The sequence below is a fragment of the Mucilaginibacter sp. Bleaf8 genome, from assembly GCF_018390515.1.
In the GTDB taxonomy this organism is placed as follows: domain Bacteria; phylum Bacteroidota; class Bacteroidia; order Sphingobacteriales; family Sphingobacteriaceae; genus Mucilaginibacter.
Genome location: NZ_JAHBBK010000001.1, coordinates 1,606,595 through 1,626,785, shown reverse-complemented (window position 1 = coordinate 1,626,785; position 20,191 = coordinate 1,606,595). Strand labels below are relative to the sequence as shown.

Here is a 20,191-nt window from a genome sequence, read left to right as displayed (position 1 = left end):
GCTTAAATTAATGTTAAACGACATACAAAATCCTTCGTACGAATTACCGTTTTATATCCACAATTTGGACCGGATTCACAATTTTAAAATAGAGGCCCAATGTAGTGACTGGCAGGATACATTGGCATTGGCCTTGAATCGTGGAAATAATATAGCCGCACGTTTCTTTTAATGGCTTTGATCTTTACATAAAGTTTGAACCTTGTTTCAGCATCTCACTTGCAAAGTACGGGATATACACTTTTTAACTTATCCTCAGAGATGCCGAAATAGGGTCGGCATGATAAATGAAAAATTATATCTGATATTAGATTGCGGAGAAGAAGAACTTGTTACAAATATATTTGCCTTAATATAAGTGTACCTGCAATAAGAATAAACCCTGATAAATAATCCATCGCAGCTTTATATTTAATGCTTATCCAGTGTTTTATCGTTGTTGAAGTAATAAGACTTATTACTGAAAAGATAATGAATATAGATCTTTTGTATCCATTCATCAATGGTTGGGATAACTGGATAACTATAACACTGCAAATGAGTGCATAAACGTAATAGAAAGTATTTTTGGTTAATTTATTCATTGTCTTGCAATATAGTTTCTGTTCTTCGTAATTGGATTCAACGCTGTGTGTGGCCTTAAGACTTCAGGCACCGTAGAATCATATATTTTATATAAAAGATAGTCTACAATACCACCCGCTTCCCACTCGCAGCCGAACGCTTCGCGGCATCCAGTATCTGCATCACAATCATGTTGTATTTGAGTGATGATAAGTCGTCGGTAGCCGGTATCTGGTTGCGCAGTACGGCGGCTAAATAAGCAATTGGGTCATGATATGGTGCGGGTAGCGGGGCGGCTTGCTTGTTATTTTGCTGACCGCCACGTTTGCGGCTGATGATGGTTTTGCCATCCAGCGCGTGCAGGTAACCGTTCTCGCCAAATGCTTCCAGGTCTTTAATGGAGTAAGGCCAGTTCCAGGAAGCTTCGATCAGTCCGGTAGCGCCGGGGTATTCCAAAATAACGGTAGCATCATCATCAACCTTAGGGTATACCGCCGGCTTGTAGCGGCGGGTAATAGCCGTTACGGCAATAGGTTTTTGGCCTTTCATAATCCAGGTCATCAGGTTGGCACCATAGCAGCCAAAATCGTTCAGGGCGCCCGCGCCATTTAAAACAGGGTCGGTAAGCCATTGCAAAAATTCGGGGCTGCAGCCCAGTTCTTTAGGGCCCTCGTGCCCGTCATGCACTACCAGTTTTTTAACTGCGCCAATGCTGTCTGTGTTCAAGGTGCGACATATATCATGGAAAGAGGCATACCAGGTAGTTTCGTAATTAGTAAGTACTTTAACCTGGTATTTATTGGCCAATTGCTCAATTTGTTTAGCCTGGTCGAGCGTGGCCGCCAGCGGCTTTTCAACCATCACTGGTATATGCAGCGGGGCGCATAACTGTACCACATCCAGGTGGCGGGCTACTTCATTATATCCCAGTACCGCATCGGGCTTTTGGGCTTGCAATGCTGTTTTTAAATCGGTATAAAAAAGCGACTGCGGTAAATGATACTGCTTGCCGAATTTGGCCCACAGCTGCTTGTTAGGCTCCGCAATGCTAATAATAGTAACCTGATTGTTGTTAAAGGCGTGGAGAATGTTGTGCACATGGTCGTGGTTTAAACCTGCTACCACAACCCTCAGCTTTTGTGCAAAGCTAACCAAGCTAAAGCATAGGAATAAGCAGGCCATTACAGCCGTCTTTTTTAAACGGGCTGAAAATAAAGTGGCTGTAAAGTGGTTTTTCATCGTAATGTTTAAGGGGATAATTGGTGTAATTAACTAACCCAAAACCAGCAGATTAGTTGGCTGCAAATTCCATTTTAATGGTGATAGAGCCGGTTTTATAGCGATTAGATGTATTAAATGCGCCGCCATAGCTGTAATCTTCGTTGCTGTTTTTGCCGGTGATCTGGAAAACGCCCATGGTGGCCTTTTTTAGTTTCCCTAACGAGCTTCCGGCATTTTCGGCTATGGTTTCTGCACGGGCTTTGGCATCGGCGCTGGCTTTACCCAGCAGCTCCATTTTTACTTGGTTAAGCTTTGTGTTGTAAAACAATGGTGCCGATGAATTAAATTCTACACCGGTTTGAATCAGCTCCGTAGCTTCGCGCGAAATCTTATCTATTTTGTTAACCTCGTTAGATTGTATGGTAACGGTTTGCGTCAGATTATAGCCACTAAATTCCTGACCCAACAGTCGGCCGCTCTCGTCCTGTCGCTGGTCAAATTCCTTGTTAATCACCACCGACGAAAAAACCATTTGCCCTGCACTTATACCTTTATTCATCAAATAAGTACGTATCGTGTTTTCATCTGCTTTAAGTGTTGCATAAGCGGTTTTTAAATCAAGCGCTTTGCGCGAGTACGAGCCGCTCCATACAATCAGGTCACTGTTGAAATCCTTTTCGGCCAGGCCCGTAACCACAATGGTTTCCATGGTTTTGGAGCGGTACTTAAAGGCGTTGCCAATAATAGCAAATGCAATGATGGCGCATAAGCCGATAATAATTGCTGTAGTGATGGCCGGTTTCATCATGTTGTGAGGATTGATTGTTTGCTAAGGTTATTTATGCAATATACAATTACTTGATAGATCAAACCAGCTGAAGTTTTTGGCTGAGACTCAAAAAAGGTATAGTGAGGCAAGGCAAAAGTTGTAATTCTGCATGTTTGATATACTCAGGCACTGACACAATCGTGTCACGAGTATAAATACCTGTACCAAACTGTTCTGGGTGTTCCACCCTGTACCACTTTTTACAAACTGCGTTTCTGAGCTGTAAACTGCGTTTTAGGTGTACCAAAGTGTACCACCTGTTCCGGCGTGTACCGGTTTGTTCCGCTTTGTACCACTTCAAAAATGGTACACCTGGCAAACCAAATAAAGTACACCTTGTTGTACTTATATAACTTAAATGATACGATTATGGACAAGCTGGAAATAAAAGGTGGTTGGAACGAACTGAAAGGCAAAATTAAACAAGCCTATGGTGATCTGACCGATGATGATTTAACTTATCAGGAAGGACAAGACGATGAATTGTTAGGCAAATTGCAGCAAAAAACCGGCAAAGGTCGTGATGAGCTGGTAAAATGGATTAACAGTTTATAATAAAAAAGGCCGGTATGTTTACCGGCCTTTTTTATGCAGTATGGGTTAGGCTCCACTATCAGAAGCTATGTTAACCGCCTGTTATTAAACTATTAAACATTATGTTACTCCTTACGGGCATATCATTGTTACAAACACATTCTATACTTTGGTGTTTGAACATGTGTTTAATAGCTGCTGCTACTTTCTATGTATACCAAATTTCTTAAAATATTTTTAGGGCTTCTATTATGTTTGCCGTTGTCGTCGGGCGCGTTTTCTATTTTGGCGCATGAAGCTATTATTGATGCGGAGTGGGGGCGTACCCTGGTACCCATTTTAAAACAAAAGTATCCCGCTGCTACCGATCAGGAACTGATTACGGCACATGCCTATGCCTATGGGGGTAGCTTGGTGGCTGATATTGGTTATATGCCAGGCGGCAACGCGCACTTTACCGACCTGCTGCACTATGTGCGTAGCGGCGATTTCATTACCTGCCTCATTAAAGAAGCCGGCGATATTAACGAATATGCTTTTGCCCTGGGTGCATTGTCGCATTATATTGCCGATAAATACGGGCACTCGCAAGCAACCAATGTTACCGTACCTCTGCTATACCCCGAACTTCGCCAGAAGTTTGGTAACGAGGTTACTTACGAGGACGATCATGTCTCGCACAGCCGCATGGAGTTTGCTTATGATGTGGTGCAGATAGGCCGCAGCAATTATGCCTCGGTAGCCTATCACGATTTTATTGGCTTCAATATTGCCACTGCACCTTTAGAAAGAGCTTTTCTGAAAACCTACGGGCAACATCTGCACGATTATTTCAGCAATTTTTCATCGAGCATAAGCATTTTGCGCTGGGGGGTTAAAAACCTGTTCCCGGCCCTTACCAAACAGGCTTGGAAATCTAAAAAAGACGAGATCACGAAAGGTAATCCTGCAGCTACCAGTCATACTTTCCGTTACAAAATGCGCAAGTATATGTATAAGCAGGAGTTTGGCGGCAAAAGCAGTAAACCTGATTTTAAGGCGCGGGCCCTGGCTTTCTTGGTTCATATACTGCCAAAAGTGGGCCCCTTAAAAAGCCTTAAGTTTAAATATCCTACTGCGGAAGGAGAGCGCCGCTTTGTAGCTACGTTTGATACCATTGTGGTACGATATGCCGGGGTATTAAATCAGGTAAAAGACGGCAATCTGCAATTTGAAGATATAAATTTTGATACCGGTAAGCCTGCCGTCTACGGAGCGTATCACCTGGCCGACAAAGCCTATTGCAAATTAGTGAACATGCTGCAAAAGCAAGGCATGCAGTGCATGACTCCCGAACTGCAACAACACATTGTGCAGTATTATGAGAACGTAGATCTGCGCCTGCTATTTAAAGACAGCCCCGAAAAAATACAGGCGTTCAGCCTGGCTCTGGAAAAGGTTAAGGCTTATCCTGCAGCTACCAACGTATTAACCAGAAACGCTAACAGCAGAATAAAAAGATAGTACTAAACAGAAAAGGGCCTGCTTTCAAAGCAGGCCCTTTTCTGTTTAGTGTGGACTTAATCTTTCTTTTTAGATGACTTAACACAGTTAGGAACAGTTTTGCCGTTCTTTTCTTTAGTGCCTTTCTTTTCGTAGCCTTTCCAGCAGGCATCTTTTTGACCTTTTGTAGCTGCCATAATCTTTTGTTTCTAAAATGATGTAATTCAGCACATACATAACAGTATGTGCTTCACTTCTGATAAAAGCAAACTGACCGCCTTTTTATGGAAGGCGGTCAGTTTGCAAGTTACTTTAGTTAACTATTATTGGCTGTCGCGCAGAGCTTTAATTCTGTCGTGAGCCTGATTGATTTCTTGTGCCTGAGCGCTTACTACTTGTAAAGCTGCAGGGGTTAAGTTATTTTCAGTTAATGCTTCTTTGTAAGCTTTCTTGATCACGTCTTCGCCACGTTCGCACTCATTCAGAATCGCTTCACGATCATGACCGGTAAACACGGCTTTAACATCAATCCATGCACGGTGTAAGGTACCGCTAACGCTATTGCCGGTATCGGTATCAGCGCCGCTTTGTGCACCAACGGCTGATAATTCTTGTGAAAATCGGCGGCTTTGCTGGCTATAAAATTCAAATAATGATTTCAGATCGGCATCGCCTTCGCCCAAGTCTTCAAGTGCTTTTTCGAAGCCGTCAACACGGTCATTATTCAATTGGATCAGATTACTAACTATTTCTGCTGATTTTTCTAAGGTTTCCATAATAGATGTTTTTTTATTATAAAGTATAAACTGTTAACCTATAAATAAGTTTTTCTCATCTATTAAATACTCCAAATGGTTGTAGGCTTAGTATTTACAAACAGTGACAAAGCTTTTAAAGGTAAAGCTGTACCATTTGCCGCCAGTAACGCGGACGATGGGCGTAGTTATCCCAGATATAAAACTGATGCGGAATGTGCTTGCTCCAGAGCAGTTGGCTAAGGTATTGGTTGCTGCCAACAAAAGGATCGGTTTGCCCTACAGCCAGCGTAATATCCATGTGGCGTAAGGCTGCCAGTGTGCCCGGCTCATGCAGGTTGGTGGTATACTGGGCCGGCATGTTAAAGTAAATGGTTTCGTTATGATAACCATCAAACAAATCTTTAAAATTGGGTAATGACTGTGTTAAATCATACCGGCCGCTCATGGCGGTAACCTTGTTAAAAAGTGTAGGATGCCGGAAAGCTATATTGATTGCATGGTAGGCACCCATGCTACAGCCTGCAACCTGTAAGCCATGGCCATGGCTTTTATGGCGCATAAGCGGCAATACCTCGTTCAGAATATACGCCTCATATTGCAAATGGCGTTGTATACGTGCGGCGGGGTGTATGTGTTGATTGTAAAAACTCTCGGTATCCACACTGTCAACACAAATCAGCTGCAGCTCGCCATTATTAAGCCGGTGACTAAGGGCATTAACAATGCCCCAGTTTTCGTAATCATAAAAGCGTGCCATACGGGTCGGAAAAAACAATACTGTTTTGCCGCCGTGCCCAAAAACCAGCAGTTCCATGTTGCGCTGCAGGTTGTGGCTGTACCATTTATGATATTCTCTGTGCATTGTTGGCCTGCCTTTGCGGGCAGAATATCTTTAAGTTATATTACCTCAACATCAAAACAAGATAAACGAATTACAATGTAATGCTGTTTTTTACTACTTCTCTCCAAACATCGTATCCGTCGTTACTTAAATGCAGTCCGTCTTCGCCAAAGTAGCGTCTTTCGGGCTGGCCCGATGCATCCAGCATTCTTTTAAAAATGTTAATAAAGCGCCAGTTGCTGCTTTGCTTTACAATTTCATTTTCAATCAGATTATTGGTGTACATAAATTTATCGGCCATATGCCAGCGGCTTATGCTGGGCTTGAGCGATATGTAATAGCAGGGCAGGTTACCAAAGCGCTTTTCGGTCTTCGTCATCAGCTGCTGAAAAAATATAAACACTTCCTCGGGGTGTCGGCCGTCGCCCAAATCGTTATCGCCGGCATACACAATGATGCGTTTGGGGTTGTAAGGCTCCATTATCCGCTCAAAAAACCAAACGCAACCGGCCAGGGTAGACCCGCCAAAGCCTAAATTAATAGGTTTAAGATGCGCAAAATCTTGATATAAGGTTTGCCATAGCCGTATGGTGGAGCTGCCAAAAAACAGCGTTTCGGGTATATAGGGTATTCTTTTATAATCTTGTTCCAGGCGTTTAACCTCGTCTTCGTACCAATACATTAGTTATATTAATGTTATCTACAGGTATTCTGTTTTGCTGTTTGTAAAGACGGCAATGTAAACGTTTTATGTAAAATTAAGATTAACCCGTAAAAATGTTTGGTTAACGATGCTTTATATAAAGGTGGATCGGCGGTTGCTCAGGTAAAAAGTAATGAGTAGTGCTGTAAGCAGCAGCATGCCGGTAAACTGATGTATAACCGCATAATAAACGCCTGTTTTGAATAAGCTGTTCAACAACGCCATTACCCCTAAAGTAATTTGTACAGCAACAAGTAACAGCGGTACACTCCTGAATTTATATAGCAAGGTGCTTCTAACTGCTTTGCCACTTTGTATAAACCAGGCAACGGTAACTATACCTATTGCATAGGCCAGCATACGGTGTATAAACTGAATAGTGAAAACATTATAGCATAAGGTATGGAGTAAGCTCTGTGCGCGAACATTCATGCCATCGGGTATGAATGAACCATTGATGTCGGGCCAGGTAGGGGCGTGCAATGCGGCATGTGTGCCGGCCATGAAAGCGCCGTATATTAACTGGAAAAAAAGCAGTGCAAGCAATAGCAGGTTTAGCTTTTGAGCAGTGGGTGCTAAAGCAATGCGCTGTGCAGGGATAGCTAATTTTAAGGTGAACCAAACTAAATAGCCAAGCAAAATTAAGGCACACATAAAGTGAATAGCCAATCGGACGTGGCTCACCGCAATATCCGTATCATTGAGGCCGCTTTTTACCATCAACCAGCCGATGGCGCCCTGCAGTCCGCCTAAAATAAACAGGATAAGCATGGGTTTGATCATCTGCTTATCCAGCCGTTTTTGTGCAATAAAAATCAGGAATGGTATCAGAAATACCACACCCATTAGCCGAGCCCATTCGCGGTGCAGCCATTCCCAAAAAAATATGGCTTTATAATCGGCCAGCGTAAAATTGTAATTGATTTTTTTGAACTGGGCAATTTGCTGGTACTGTTCAAAACTATGCTGCCAGGCATGTTCGTTAAGAGGAGGTAGTGCGCCCAACAGCGGTTTCCATTCGGTAATGGATAGGCCCGAGCCGGTTAAGCGGGTAATGCCACCCAGCAAAATCTGTATCATTACCATCACTACACCGGTAACAAGCCAAAGGATGACCGGGCGTTTGCTTTTATCGGAAAATGATTGAATTGATACAGGAGCAGTAAGTGTGTGCGGCATATCTATGGCATGCAAGTTAAACTGCAAAATTGCCGATAGCATTTCCGCTAAAAAATGACAGCCGTCATGTTTTATTTACTGCTGCCCTTGCTGTTGTTGCGGTTTGTCGTGCGGATAACGGCGGCCCCTGTCGGTACGACGACCATGCGGATCACGTGATAAAAAGCAGCTACTGGTGAGGCTAACTAACGCGAAAGCAATTATTAATTGTTTGGTGCGGGTTTTCATGATAGCATTCATTATATAGCAATGTATGTATTCAGATGTGCTGTATTAGGCTTTTTACGAAAGTTCCCAATTGATAGTTTAGCCGCAATTTAAACATATGCCATTTATGACGCAGGGTGCCGTGATGCCAGTTAATATCAAACTTCTTTTGAGTAGTGTTTTTATCGAATGGGTGTGTGTATGGAGGGATTAAGACCTTACAGTGAATCATTGGAGGATTATTTATTATTGTTTCGCGATAATCGTCATCCAACGAACTTTTATATAGTATCTTTATTTCAACGAGCGTTATGCTTTTTAGGGATTTGTAAATAAAGAAATCCAACAAATAGATATCGTTATATGACTGGTTTAAAAAAACTGATATCTCTTGTAAAGATTTAGGAGGCAATAAACTGATTTTTTTGATGTATGCTTTCTGTTCTGTAAAGTTACCCGCAGGTTCTGCATCTTCCGTTATTATGTACATGCAGTTATCCGAAATTTTATTCCATGAGGATACTCTTGCTATTTGAATCAGATCTTGCGTAATATTTCTAATCTTTCTTCGGAGAGCTTGTTATTCATAAAAGCAAATCAGACTGTGGCTAATTATAAGCCGAACAGGCGTAATGAAGCAGTGAGAATAGCTATAAAAAAAGTCCATAATGATTAGATATGGACTTTTTAGTGTGGAGAATATCGGAGTCGAACCGATGACCTCTTGCATGCCATGCAAGCGCTCTAGCCAGCTGAGCTAATCCCCCGTTGTGGTGGGCAAAAGTAGCAAAAAGTTAATTGATGCCAAATTTTATGTAAAATAATTTATTGAATCTTAGGCAGAGGTGAATGGCGATTATAAATTCTTATAAAAAAGTAAAGCCTCCTGATGGGCAGGAGGCCTTTACTAACCAATTATAAACCTAAATTATGAGAAGACTTTTTATATGTATCTTTCGATTACGGTGTAAAGGTAACACTATCTAAAATAACTTCATAATTTTTTTCAAAAAAAATTATGAAAAGGATAGTTGGTAGTTATATTGTTTAGTAATTGTTAAATGAAAGTGCGTATATGTTAAAAATTGTTAAATCAGTACCTATTTAAATGTAATTATGCTAAATCAATTTAGAAGTCAATTTTACTGTGAGCGGAAAAGGATATAATTTATTGATAAAAACCTTTCGCAACTTTGCGACTTGTAAATCCTGAGATGAATACTTCTGCAAAAACATCGGCTGCTCAGCTTACACCGGCCGTTTTATGGATCATGACTTTGGCTACCGGCCTGGTAGTGGCCAACATATATTATAACCAGCCTTTGCTGGGTGATATTGCGCACACTTTTCATATCAGTAATGGCGAGGCGGGGCAGATAGCTATGTACACACAAATTGGCTATGCCACCGGTTTGCTCTTTATAATACCACTGGCCGATATGTTTAAGCGCAAACGGCTGATGCTGGTTGATTTTGCTTTTGTGATTGCGGCCTTGCTGCTGGCCGCCAAGGCGCCTAATATTACCGTGTTAGGTATAGCCAGCTTTTTGGTTGGCATAGCTTCCGTTGTTCCGCAAGTTCTGGTGGCTATGGTGGCGCACCTGTCGCTGCCCGAGGAGCGTGGTAAAAAGATAGGTTTTGTAATGAGCGGACTATTAATCGGCATCTTGCTTTCAAGAACCCTCAGCGGCTTTATAGGCGAACACCTGGGCTGGCGCAACATGTTTTACATTGCTGCCGGGCTAATGGTAATTATGGGGGCATTGATTGCTCTGCTGGTACCCGAGGTAGAGCCTGATTATAAAGGCAGCTATGGCAAGCTCATGAAATCATTAGTGGATATTGCCCGGCAAGAGCCGCAGTTGCGCATAGCCGCTTTGCGTGGCGGCTTGTGTTTTGCCGGCTTCAGCGCTTTTTGGACTACTTTAGTTTTCCTGCTCCAGGGGCCGCCGTTTAATGAAGGTAGTGCCGTGGCCGGTTCTTTTGGCTTGGTAGGCGCTTTTGGCGCGCTGGCCGCTTCACTGGTTGGCCGGCTAAGTGATAAGGTGGATGCCAGCAGGCTAATTACTTATACCTTACTATTAACGCTTGTATCATTCATCGTGTTCCTGTTCTCGGGCAGTAGTATGATCGGGCTCATCATTGGTGTTATATTGTTGGATATGGGTGTGCAGGCTACACACATCTCCAACCAAGCTATTATCTTTTCTTTAAACCCGGCCGCCCGCAATCGTATCAACACCGTTTACATGGTTACTTATTTTGTGGGCGGCTCGCTCGGTACTTTTGTAGCGGCTAAGGTTTGGGGTAGCTATCACTGGGTAGGCGTATGTGTGGTAGGTATTGTATTATCCATAGCTGTATTGTTACTTCATCTGTTAAATTCCCGAAAAACGAACACCCGGTAACGTTATTCTGTACAGTGTTGCGTACTGTGTACAGTTGCCGTTCGGTACGCAACCATCCTTCACAATAATTTAATGTTCTTGCTAAAATTATTAAATGGCATGGAATCCAACATTTTAAACAAAAGTTTGAAATGGTATTCCGGTTTTTAAGGTAGTCTTGAAGTTTTTGGCACTGGTTTGGAATAACTCTTATCAAAATAACTGATATGGTAGTTGTTAAAAAAACAGTAACAGACGATAGCGAAAAGGAGTGGGAGAACCCACAGAATCCTGAGGCCGCTTCTGATCCGCGCGACGAAGAACAACTGGCTCGCCAGAAGAAAGAAGCTGAACTACGCAAAGAGAATCTTACTGAAACGGATCATATTGATAAAGTGAAGAAAACAGAGTAAAAAGACTTTTAACCTACATTAGCTATGAAAACTTACCGCAAACCATCTATAAGTAAATTAGTGAACCGTTTTGATAACGAATTGAAAAACTTACTGCTGGAAGATTTGAAAACAGTGAGAACTGCTAAAAATCAGTTACTAAATACCATTAAACAAAGCATCAGTACCACCAATGGTTTGTCTGCCGCTTAATTGTAAATAACACGACATCTCTGCATCATCTACCTATACAAACGCCATCTACCTATGAAAAACTATAACAAATCATCAACAAGTAAACTGGTTTCTCAATTCGATAAAGAATTAATGAGCTTATTGGCACAAGACCTGAAAGCTTACAAAACCAAAACGCAGTTTGTGAACAAACAAGCGCAGCCAGCTGCATTGCAGGCCGCCGCTTAGCACCAACAAGCATCTATCATCTACCTATATAAATTTTTTCAAACATCACCTATGTAAAACAGTAAAGCTCCGGTAACGGAGCTTTACTGTTTTACATATTTTACAATCAAATCGGCAGTATGCGCCGATGCGCCTGGTTGCCCCATAAGTTTGTGCAGTTGATGGTACTGGTTAAGCTTATGCTCCCGATAAGTGGCATCATGCAGCAGCTTTTCCAATTCGGCGCTTATTTGTTCGGTATTGCACTCTTCCTGTATCAGTTCCTTCACTACCGGTTCATTCATAATCAGGTTTACGAGCGTTATATATTTTATTTTGAGCAGCAGGCGGCCCGCTGCTACCATTAACCAGTTGGCTTTATAAACAGCTACCTGTGGCACATTAAATAAGGCAGTTTCCAACACGGCCGTACCCGATGCTACTACAGCTGCCTGCGCTTGGTGCAGTATATCATAAGTAGCGTTAAAAATTACCGGGATGTTTTTATTGGTAAGATATTGCTGGTAATAAGCGGCATCAAAAGATGGCGCGCCGGCTATTACAAACTGATATTGCTCAAAGCGGGTAGCCAGTTTTTCCATTTCGGGCAGCAGGCGGCTTATTTCCTGCTTGCGGCTACCGGGTAGCAGGGCAATGATCTTTTTATCGTTTAGCTTATTCTTTTGTAAAAAACTCTCATCGGGCTTAAAGGCAGATACCGCATCAAGCAAAGGGTTGCCTACATAATCCACCTTCATGTCCCACTTTTTATAAAAATCAACTTCAAAAGGCAAAATGCAGAAAAGGTGGTCAACCACGCGCTTAATTTTGTGTACGCGCTTCTGGTTCCAGGCCCAAACTTTGGGCGATATGTAAAAGCATACCAGCAAGCCCTGCGCTTTGGCAGATTCTGCAATTTTCAGGTTAAAGCCCGGGAAGTCGATCAGTACCAATACATCCGGCTGCCATGCGCTGATATCCTGCTTGCAAAATTTCATATTAGCTAAAATGGTGCGCAGGTTGGCGGCTACCTCAACAAAGCCCATGTAGGCCATTGTGCTGTAATGCTTTACCAGTGTGCCACCTTCTGCCTGCATTAAATCACCGCCAAAAAAACGAAATTCGGCCTGCGGGTCTTTAACCTTCAATGCTTTCATAAGGTTGGCACCATGTAAATCGCCAGACGCCTCGCCGGCTACCAGATAATATTTCATGGGTTATAATTTAATTTTCAGCACGAAGATCATAAACAGTAAAAAGGCAAACGTAGCAAGCATAATGCCTCTGGCTGTTTGGTCGGCCTGTTTGGCAACGCTTATTCTGATGAGTACCAGGTTAAGCCCGATGGTTATCAGATAGGGCAGGGCCGGTTTATTGAGCCATACGGCTTCGGGATATAATACTTGAAACAGGAGGCAGCTCAGGGCTGGTAATATCAGCCCGGCAAGTATTCCGGTAAGCCAATTATTTTTGTAAGGCATAATTTTTCAAAGTTACAACTGTATAGGTATTTAGCGGGTATCAGCAACCTAAAATTATTGCAATAGCAGGAGTGCCTGCTGATAGTAACAAACAATGCTGGTATAAAATTGTACTTTAGTACAGAAATAGTAAACGTTAGCCAATTACAAGCACTACTTATCTGTTATTATACAAGCCGGTCATTTATCCTAGTTATAACGTTTGCCCCATTTGCTTGGCCATTACTGCACAATAAGCTACAGCATTATTATCATGACTGAGATACTTAAAAATTCCTTTCCGCATATTGTTAACCTGCTGCATAATTCCAATAACTTTTATTTGGTACGGGTAGATAATTATGGTAACTACGCTTACATGAACGAGTATTTTGCCACAAAATACAAAGCTTTTTATGGCGAGAACCGTACCCGTTTTGCCGGCGCCGCCCTGCACCCGGACGATCATGTACTGAGCTTTGAGGTGAGCCAGCGGTGCATACAATATCCCGGCGAGTGTTTTGAGGCTACCTTGCGCAAGCTGGATGGTAAAGGTGGTTATGTGATTACCCACTGGGATTTTAAAGCCAATGTAACGGAAGATGGTATTGAAGGCGTTGTTGGAATTGGGTACGATATTACCGACTTTGCATCGCGGCAGGACCATATTCGTTTTTTGACCTCCACCCTGCGTGATGTGGCTTACCGGCAGTCGCACCTCATCAGAAGGCCCCTGGCTAATATTATAGGCCTGGTAGAATTGCTGGAGCAGAGCGATGTAGATGAATCGGTAATGGAAATGGTAACCATGCTGAAACAAAGCTGCCATGACCTGGCCGACGAGTTTAATCAGTTTATGATCAAAGACGGCCGGCAAATGAGCAACGGCTACGAAGGTGTTGATTAAGTAGCCGCTGTCCTATTGCATTTTATCTATTCAAATTTCCATCCGTTAAGCAGCGGTATGGCATGGTGCGCCGTCATGTCAAACTGTACCGGTACTACCGATACATAGCCATTTTCCAGTGCCCAAACGTCGGTATCCTCACCTTTATCGTTCATTTCAAACTCGCCGGTGAGCCAATAATAAGGGCGTTTATGCGGATCCATGCGTTCGTCAAACTCCTCGGCCCATTTGCCACGCGCCTGGCGGCATACTTTGATGCCCTTAGGGTTAGGCGTGTTCGGGAAGTTAACATTCAATAAGGTATCGGCCGGCAGGCCATGATCCAGTACCTGCTGTGCAATTTGCTTAACATAGGGCAGGGCGGGCGCAAAATCAGCTTGCAAGGTATAATCGTCAAGCGAGTAGCCAATGGACGGGATGCCCTCGATAGCGCCTTCCACTGCGGCCGACATGGTGCCCGAGTACAGCACATTGATCGAATTGTTGAGCCCGTGGTTAATGCCTGATACGCACAAGTCGGGCTTTTTGCCTTTAAATATGAGATTAACGGCCAGCTTCACACAATCAACTGGTGTGCCCGAGCAGCGGTACATTTCAACGCCTTCGTAAAGCTCCACCTTATCAAGCCGTAAAGGTTTGCCTATGGTAATGGCATGCCCCATGCCCGATTGCGGACTGTCTGGCGCTACTACCACTACATTGCCCAGCTGCTGCATGGTTTCGAGCAGGGCCTTGATACCGGGAGCGGTAATGCCGTCATCATTTACAACTAATATGGTGGGTTTTGCTTTTTTCATAGTGCGTCAAAAATAGCCATTATTTTACTACAGGCAACCCGGTTGAAAACGGTACGCCTAATTGTTTGTTGCAGTTCAATACCCTTTTGCGAGGTGTGCATAAAAAAGTTAAAAAAGATGCAAAGTTTTTTCTTGCTTTACGTATAACGTAAACCCTTGGTGCAAATTAAGCTATGCCAAAGGTAGGTGCAGGGCATAGGTAAGATGTTGCCGGTGTGCTGTTAAACAATAAATTCAGTAAACTAAAATCCATAATTCGCTCACTTTATGAGGCCGTTAACGATACCCGCTTACATCAGTAACTACCTGAATGCGCAAAGCACTCCCAGTACGGATGCTATTAAACAAGCCTACCAGCAACTGTATAAAGGCAATCCGGAAGTATCGATTGTGATGCCGGCTTACAATGAAGAAGAGAACATCGTGCCCACGCTGGCATCGCTATGTAATAATATAACCAGCCGCTCGGTTGAAATTATTGTGGTAAATAATAACTCTAAAGATAATACCGAAGCGTTAGTAAAAGCCTGCGGCGTAAACTGTATACTCGAAACCACGCAGGGCATTACGCCGGCCCGCAACAGGGGGTTGGCCGAAGCTAAGGGTAAATATATTTTAAACGCCGATGCGGATACTATATATCCTAAAGACTGGATTGAGGAAATGATTAAACCCCTTGCCGATCCGAAAAAAAATGCGGCCATTACCTATGGTACCTTCTCGTTTATACCTATAGGCAGTACCGGCCGTGTTACCTACTTTTTTTACGAGTACATTGCCGAGTTTACCCGCTTTTATAATACCCTGTTTAAAACTGAAGCGGTAAACGTTTATGGCTTTAACTCGGGCTTTAGGCGTGAGCAGGGTATGTCTGTTGATGGGTTCAACCACCCGCCCGGTACTAACGAGGATGGTTATCTGGCGCTTAAGTTGAGCCGGAAAGGCTTTGGTAAAATTTACAAAGTTACCAACCCCAAAGCCATTGTGTGGACAACCGACCGCCGTATACAAATTGACGGTGGTTTGTGGAAAGCAACTATAAAACGCTTCAAAAGAGTATTTATTTCTTAACATTTTGTTATTTGCAGAACCTTATCCGTATAAAATTCGTAATAGTAGTAAACACGTTTAGATATGGCTACTGGTATCAACAACCTTTTTAACACAACTACAAGAAAAGCAGAAAACGCTATGGGATTTTCAGAAACGGGGAAAACCAAAATATTGGTTATCGAAGACGATAACTACATGCAGCTGATACTTAAAAGATTCTTAAGTAAGTCATACGAAATAGAAATTTGCCCAACCGCTTTAGATGCGCTGGCATTTTTACAAAACGGCAATATCCCTGATCTGGTTATTTCCGACTTAAACACACCAAACCTGAGCGGTCTGGATTTTATAGCCCAGGTACAAAGCAGTGATTTCTTTAAATCGATACCTGTAATCATTGTATCGGGCGAGGATAGCTCAGAAGTACGGGTTAGGTGCCTTAATACCGGTGCTGACGATTTTATTGTAAAGCCTTTTAACCCGGCCGAGCTGGAAGCCCGTGTAAGAGCGATTTTGAGAAGAATAGGAAAGAGTAATTGATAAATAACCGATGAGTGCTGAGAATGTTACTACCCCAGGGCGGCAGATAATTGCATTGATTAACCTGGACGACCATTTAACGTTGTCCATAAATCAATGTAATTTCCAGGACCGGCAATTAATGCATTTTAAAAATGGTATGCAGTTGTTTTCGGCCTGGGAAAGCAATAAACTGAATATCGTTGCCATCATATCGCAGGATGAAGTGCTGGCCTCATCTGGTATCACATTGTTCGAAACTTTGAAAAAGAATGGTTTGGCTAACGTGCCTTTCTTTTTAATTGTTAACCATTTTAACAGCAACCTGCGCAGCTTGGCCCTCAACGCTGGCGTGGCCGATGTGTTTCGTTTGCCGGTTAAAGAACCGAACCTGGAAACAAGGGTAAACTTTTTGATTGAGCACTGGCACAGCCTAAAAAACAACGTTGCGCAAAAAACAGCGGTATCTTACAAAATACCAACCGATAAACGCATTTTCGATATCCTGTTTTCGGGCTTGGCGCTCCTGTTCTTGTCGCCGTTATTCTTACTTATTTATTTAGCCATTAAGCTGGAATCAAAAGGGCCGGCCTTTTACTACTCGTTACGCGTAGGTACCGGTTACCAGGCATTTAAATTCTATAAGTTCAGATCGATGTATGTGAATGCCGATCAGCGCCTGAAAGATTTGAAGCACCTGAACCAGTATGATACAGATGCCGCTAAAGACAAAGAGCCGGCTAAGCAAGCGGTTCAAAATACGGTCTTGTTATGTGCTGAGTGTCAATCATCAGGTAAATGCCAGTTCCCGATCTATGCCGATAAAGTGCAGTGGTGCGAAAAGGAGTATATGGACAACAAGAAGTCAAGCGCAGGCTCGGCCTTCTTTAAAATCAAGAACGATCCTCGTATTACCCGCGTAGGCAATTTTATCCGTAATACCAGTATTGACGAGTTGCCGCAATTGTGGAATGTATTTATTGGCGATATGAGCATTGTGGGCAACCGCCCGCTGCCGCTGTATGAGGCAGAAAAGCTGACTACCGATAAATACGCCCTGCGTTTTCATGCCCCGGCCGGCATTACCGGTTTATGGCAGGTTGAAAAGCGAGGCAAAGGCGATATGAGCGAAGAAGAGCGCCTGATGCTAGATAACGTTTATGCCCAGAACCATAGCCTAGCCAACGATATAAAACTGATCTTGAAAACAATCCCTGCTTTGCTGCAGAAAGAGAACGTGTAAAAACAATAACTTATTAACGCGCCTATATAAGGGCGTTTTTATAAAACAATAAAGGCGCAGTTTACAAACTACGCCTTTATTGTTTTATGTATGTGTGAGGTCAGGTTAATAACGTGAAATACCGCCGCTGCCTGATTTAGAGGTAGATACCTGCTTAACCGAACCTGTATAATATACATCGCCCGAACCCGCTATCGAAGCGTTGAGCTGCTGATTGGCGTTAACACGTGCATCGCCCGAGCCTACTACTTTTACGGTAGTGCTGTTGGTTACCAGGTCGCGGCCGGTAAAATCGCCTGAACCAGCTACGCTGATGCTGGAGCTTTGCGCTCTGCCCGAAAGGGTAATATCGCCCGAACCTGCAATGCTGCTCTCCAGTGTACCCACATCTATCTTACCGCTTATATCGCCCGAACCGGATAGTCTTACCTGTAATTTGCTAGCACGGATACCGTCTTTAAAATATACATCGCCCGAACCGGATAAACTGATGCTGTTCACATCCTTAACGGTTACATAAACTACCCTTTTTTTGCTTCCCCAGTTGAAGCCCCAGTCCGATGAGCTTTTCTTGGTAGAAATCCTTAATTCGCCATCCTTTACCTCGGTTACAATACGGTCAATCACATCATCATCTGCCTCCACTTTAACTGATTCGGTGCTGCCCTGTTTAATATAAACATCAAAAGAACCAGCTACGCTTACGGCATTAAAGCCTGATAAACGACGATCTTGTATATCAATAGTGCAGGTGTTTTTTACCGGTAGCGGTTTGGCAAAGGTTTCGCCGGTGCCTGCCAGCAGTGCAGTTGCAAGTAAGATTTTGGTTAGTGATTTCATGACGTATCGTTTTGGTTTAATAATAAGACGACATGAATTTAACATAGGTTGCACCAAAACAGAAAAATATTTTGATTGGGGTTATAAAAATTTGATTATTGCCCGGAGCTAAGATGGTAAGGTATATGCAATTAAAGCCCTCCCCATTCGGGGAGGGCTGGGAGGGGCTATTTAACTTTTATGTAGAACTCCAGGGTATCTACCTCTAAATTGTCTTTGGTAATGCCGGTTAAACTAACAGGCGTAAAGGTGGTGATGGGTTTAATGAATTGATATTCGCCGCCTTTAACACGCACCTTTACTGGCATGTCGAAGTTTTTCACGTCGGCTACCCAGCGGGCATAGGCCTTGCCGTTTTCAAACTTAAATTCCAGTGTAGGGATGGTGGTATAGCGCAGGTACTGGTCAAATACCGACGTCAGGTTCAGGCCCGATTGCTGGTTTACGTAGTTCACAATTTGGGCTGTAGTTACCGTTTGGTGATAAAAAGTTTTATTAAGCCCGCGTAGTATCTGCCGCCATTTATCATCATTGTTGATGATGGCGCGTATGGTGTTGAGCATGTTTGCACCTTTAGGATACATATCGCCCGAGCCTTCCTTGTTTACATTATAGGGGCCGATGATGGGTTCATCATTACGGATTATTCTACGCAGACCCTGAATGTATTCCAGCGCTGCTGCTTTTCCATAATGCGTTTCAATAAAAAGCGATTCAGAGTAATTGGTAAAGCTCTCGTGTATCCACATGTCGGCAATATCTTTTGAGGTGATGTTGTTGCCAAACCACTCATGCCCGCTCTCGTGTACGATGATAAAGTCCCAGTTCAGCCCCCGGCCTGTACCCGATAAATCGCGGCCTAGGTAACCGTTGCGATATTTATTACCGTAAGCCACGGCACTTTGGTGCTCCATACCCAGGTGCGGGGTTTCTACCAGTTTGTAGCCATCCTCATACCAGGGGTAGGGGCCAAACCAATTCTCCAGCGCTTTCAGCATCGGTTTTACGTTGGCGCCAAATTGCTTTTTAGCCTTATCCACATTATAAGGCAGCACCCAATAATCTAACGTAAGCTTGCCTTTTTCACCGTCGTAACTGTCGTCCAAATGTGTATAGTCGCCAATATTGGCAGCAACATCGTAGTTATTGATAGGGTTGGCTACAAACCAATCATACCGGGTATAGCCATCCGGCAGGGTAGTGGTTTTGCGTAGGCGGCCGTTGGAAATATCTTTTAAACCGGCAGGCACACTGATGCTGATCAGCATACTGTCCACCTCATCGCTCTGATGGTCTTTAGTAGGCCACCAAATGCTGGCACCGGCGCCCTGGCAGGCAGTAGCTACCCAAGGCTTGCCCAATGAATCGCGGGTAAATACCACGCCGCCATCCCAGGGGGCATTTTTAGCCACAGTTGGGTTGCCGGAGTAAAACACGGTAAATTCTTCTTTACTGCCTTTACGTATGGTTTTAGGGAAGGTAACAAACACCGCATTAAATTCGCGGGTAAACGGCAGGTTTTGGCCCTGGTAAACTACTTTTTCAATCTTCAGGTTGGCATACAGGTCAAACTGTAATTTGGTGAAGTTTTGTGTGGCGGTAAATTTAAACAGGTTGCTGCCGCTGATAAACTTGTTGTCGATATCAAACTTCACATCGAGGTGGTAGTAGTTGATATCATAGCAGGTACGCAAGGGGGTAAGCATGCCGCGCAACGTATCGGCACGGGTATAGGTTTCTTTTTTCTGCATCAGCTGGGCCGATGCGGTAAGGGACAGGAGCGAAGCTATAGTTACTGCGCTAAGTATTCTGCTTTTAAGATTCATGGCGTAAGGGGGAACAATCAGCGCAAAATAAACAAAAAAGAGACACA

General features: G+C 43.4%; 22 protein-coding genes and 1 tRNA gene. 10 read left to right on the top strand and 13 right to left on the bottom strand.

All coding sequences use genetic code 11. From position 1 onward, the window contains the following. Positions 1–687: 687 nt before the first annotated feature. Positions 688–1,803: a Gfo/Idh/MocA family protein gene (locus KHS38_RS07020; RefSeq protein ID WP_213487783.1), complete on the bottom strand. Its 1,116-nt coding sequence runs from the start codon at positions 1,801–1,803 to the stop codon at positions 688–690. A 52-nt stretch (positions 1,804–1,855) separates the two neighbouring features. Beyond that, complete coding sequence (locus tag KHS38_RS07015; protein ID WP_213487782.1) at positions 1,856–2,593, bottom strand: SIMPL domain-containing protein; 738 nt, start codon at positions 2,591–2,593, stop codon at positions 1,856–1,858. Between the two features lie 390 nt (positions 2,594–2,983). Between KHS38_RS07015 and KHS38_RS07010 the strand changes: the two genes are divergently transcribed. Both KHS38_RS07010 and KHS38_RS07005 read left to right on the top strand, forming a co-directional pair. Then, positions 2,984–3,169 carry a CsbD family protein gene (locus KHS38_RS07010; protein WP_213487781.1) on the top strand — a complete coding sequence of 62 codons (186 nt, stop codon included), beginning with the start codon at positions 2,984–2,986 and terminating at the stop codon, positions 3,167–3,169. Between the two features lie 189 nt (positions 3,170–3,358). Then, complete coding sequence (locus KHS38_RS07005) at positions 3,359–4,651, top strand: zinc dependent phospholipase C family protein (protein WP_213487780.1); 1,293 nt, start codon at positions 3,359–3,361, stop codon at positions 4,649–4,651. Positions 4,652–4,953: 302 nt separating this feature from the next. Here KHS38_RS07005 and KHS38_RS07000 read toward each other — a convergent pair whose 3' ends face one another. From KHS38_RS07000 to KHS38_RS06975, 6 genes are all read right to left on the bottom strand, one after another. Beyond that, entirely contained in the window at positions 4,954–5,406 is a 453-nt protein-coding gene (locus tag KHS38_RS07000; RefSeq protein ID WP_213487779.1) for a PA2169 family four-helix-bundle protein, read from the bottom strand. Positions 5,407–5,521: 115 nt separating this feature from the next. Next, positions 5,522–6,250 carry an esterase family protein gene (locus tag KHS38_RS06995; protein ID WP_249665301.1) on the bottom strand — a complete coding sequence of 243 codons (729 nt, stop codon included), beginning with the start codon at positions 6,248–6,250 and terminating at the stop codon, positions 5,522–5,524. A 70-nt stretch (positions 6,251–6,320) separates the two neighbouring features. Further along, on the bottom strand, positions 6,321–6,911 hold the full coding sequence (locus tag KHS38_RS06990; protein WP_213487778.1) for a GDSL-type esterase/lipase family protein: 591 nt from the start codon (positions 6,909–6,911) through the stop codon (positions 6,321–6,323). Positions 6,912–7,025: 114 nt separating this feature from the next. Further along, positions 7,026–8,111, bottom strand: coding sequence for a COX15/CtaA family protein (locus KHS38_RS06985; RefSeq protein WP_213487777.1), 1,086 nt, complete (start codon positions 8,109–8,111; stop codon positions 7,026–7,028). Positions 8,112–8,186: 75 nt separating this feature from the next. Further along, positions 8,187–8,339, bottom strand: a complete 153-nt coding sequence (locus tag KHS38_RS06980; protein ID WP_213487776.1) for a hypothetical protein — start codon at positions 8,337–8,339, stop codon at positions 8,187–8,189. A 672-nt stretch (positions 8,340–9,011) separates the two neighbouring features. Beyond that, positions 9,012–9,085: transfer RNA gene (locus tag KHS38_RS06975), tRNA-Ala, on the bottom strand. 447 nt (positions 9,086–9,532) lie between these two features. On the opposite strand from KHS38_RS06975, the gene KHS38_RS06970 reads away from it, so the two are divergent. From KHS38_RS06970 to KHS38_RS06955, 4 genes are all read left to right on the top strand, one after another. Continuing rightward, positions 9,533–10,726, top strand: coding sequence for an MFS transporter (locus KHS38_RS06970; RefSeq protein ID WP_213487775.1), 1,194 nt, complete (start codon positions 9,533–9,535; stop codon positions 10,724–10,726). Between the two features lie 206 nt (positions 10,727–10,932). Beyond that, entirely contained in the window at positions 10,933–11,118 is a 186-nt protein-coding gene (locus KHS38_RS06965; protein WP_213487774.1) for a hypothetical protein, read from the top strand. Between the two features lie 24 nt (positions 11,119–11,142). Next, positions 11,143–11,310: a hypothetical protein gene (locus KHS38_RS06960; protein WP_213487773.1), complete on the top strand. Its 168-nt coding sequence runs from the start codon at positions 11,143–11,145 to the stop codon at positions 11,308–11,310. Positions 11,311–11,364: 54 nt separating this feature from the next. Further along, positions 11,365–11,520, top strand: coding sequence for a hypothetical protein (locus KHS38_RS06955; RefSeq protein WP_213487772.1), 156 nt, complete (start codon positions 11,365–11,367; stop codon positions 11,518–11,520). A gap of 83 nt (positions 11,521–11,603) precedes the next feature. Here KHS38_RS06955 and lpxB read toward each other — a convergent pair whose 3' ends face one another. Together lpxB and KHS38_RS06945 are read right to left on the bottom strand one after the other, a co-directional pair. After that, positions 11,604–12,713 (bottom strand): lipid-A-disaccharide synthase, encoded by a 1,110-nt coding sequence (lpxB, locus tag KHS38_RS06950; protein WP_213487771.1) that lies wholly within the window; start codon positions 12,711–12,713, stop codon positions 11,604–11,606. Between the two features lie 3 nt (positions 12,714–12,716). Beyond that, a complete protein-coding gene (locus KHS38_RS06945) occupies positions 12,717–12,980 on the bottom strand; it encodes a hypothetical protein (protein ID WP_213487770.1) in 264 nt (87 codons plus the stop codon). A 253-nt stretch (positions 12,981–13,233) separates the two neighbouring features. Between KHS38_RS06945 and KHS38_RS06940 the strand changes: the two genes are divergently transcribed. Continuing rightward, positions 13,234–13,866, top strand: a complete 633-nt coding sequence (locus KHS38_RS06940; protein ID WP_213487769.1) for a hypothetical protein — start codon at positions 13,234–13,236, stop codon at positions 13,864–13,866. A gap of 26 nt (positions 13,867–13,892) precedes the next feature. Here KHS38_RS06940 and surE read toward each other — a convergent pair whose 3' ends face one another. Continuing rightward, entirely contained in the window at positions 13,893–14,663 is a 771-nt protein-coding gene (surE, locus tag KHS38_RS06935) for a 5'/3'-nucleotidase SurE (protein ID WP_213487768.1), read from the bottom strand. A 267-nt stretch (positions 14,664–14,930) separates the two neighbouring features. On the opposite strand from surE, the gene KHS38_RS06930 reads away from it, so the two are divergent. The 3 genes from KHS38_RS06930 (at position 14,931) to KHS38_RS06920 (ending at position 17,478) form a co-directional block, all read left to right on the top strand. Continuing rightward, positions 14,931–15,734: a glycosyltransferase family 2 protein gene (locus tag KHS38_RS06930; protein ID WP_213487767.1), complete on the top strand. Its 804-nt coding sequence runs from the start codon at positions 14,931–14,933 to the stop codon at positions 15,732–15,734. Between the two features lie 63 nt (positions 15,735–15,797). Beyond that, entirely contained in the window at positions 15,798–16,256 is a 459-nt protein-coding gene (locus tag KHS38_RS06925; protein ID WP_213487766.1) for a response regulator transcription factor, read from the top strand. A gap of 10 nt (positions 16,257–16,266) precedes the next feature. Further along, the gene (locus KHS38_RS06920) at positions 16,267–17,478 is read left to right on the top strand and encodes a sugar transferase (RefSeq protein WP_213487765.1); all 1,212 of its coding nucleotides are present in this window, start codon (positions 16,267–16,269) and stop codon (positions 17,476–17,478) included. Positions 17,479–17,583: 105 nt separating this feature from the next. Here KHS38_RS06920 and KHS38_RS06915 read toward each other — a convergent pair whose 3' ends face one another. Both KHS38_RS06915 and KHS38_RS06910 read right to left on the bottom strand, forming a co-directional pair. Next, positions 17,584–18,318, bottom strand: coding sequence for a head GIN domain-containing protein (locus tag KHS38_RS06915; RefSeq protein WP_213487764.1), 735 nt, complete (start codon positions 18,316–18,318; stop codon positions 17,584–17,586). Between the two features lie 167 nt (positions 18,319–18,485). Further along, on the bottom strand, positions 18,486–20,144 hold the full coding sequence (locus KHS38_RS06910; protein ID WP_213487763.1) for a M1 family metallopeptidase: 1,659 nt from the start codon (positions 20,142–20,144) through the stop codon (positions 18,486–18,488). Positions 20,145–20,191: the final 47 nt, after the last annotated feature.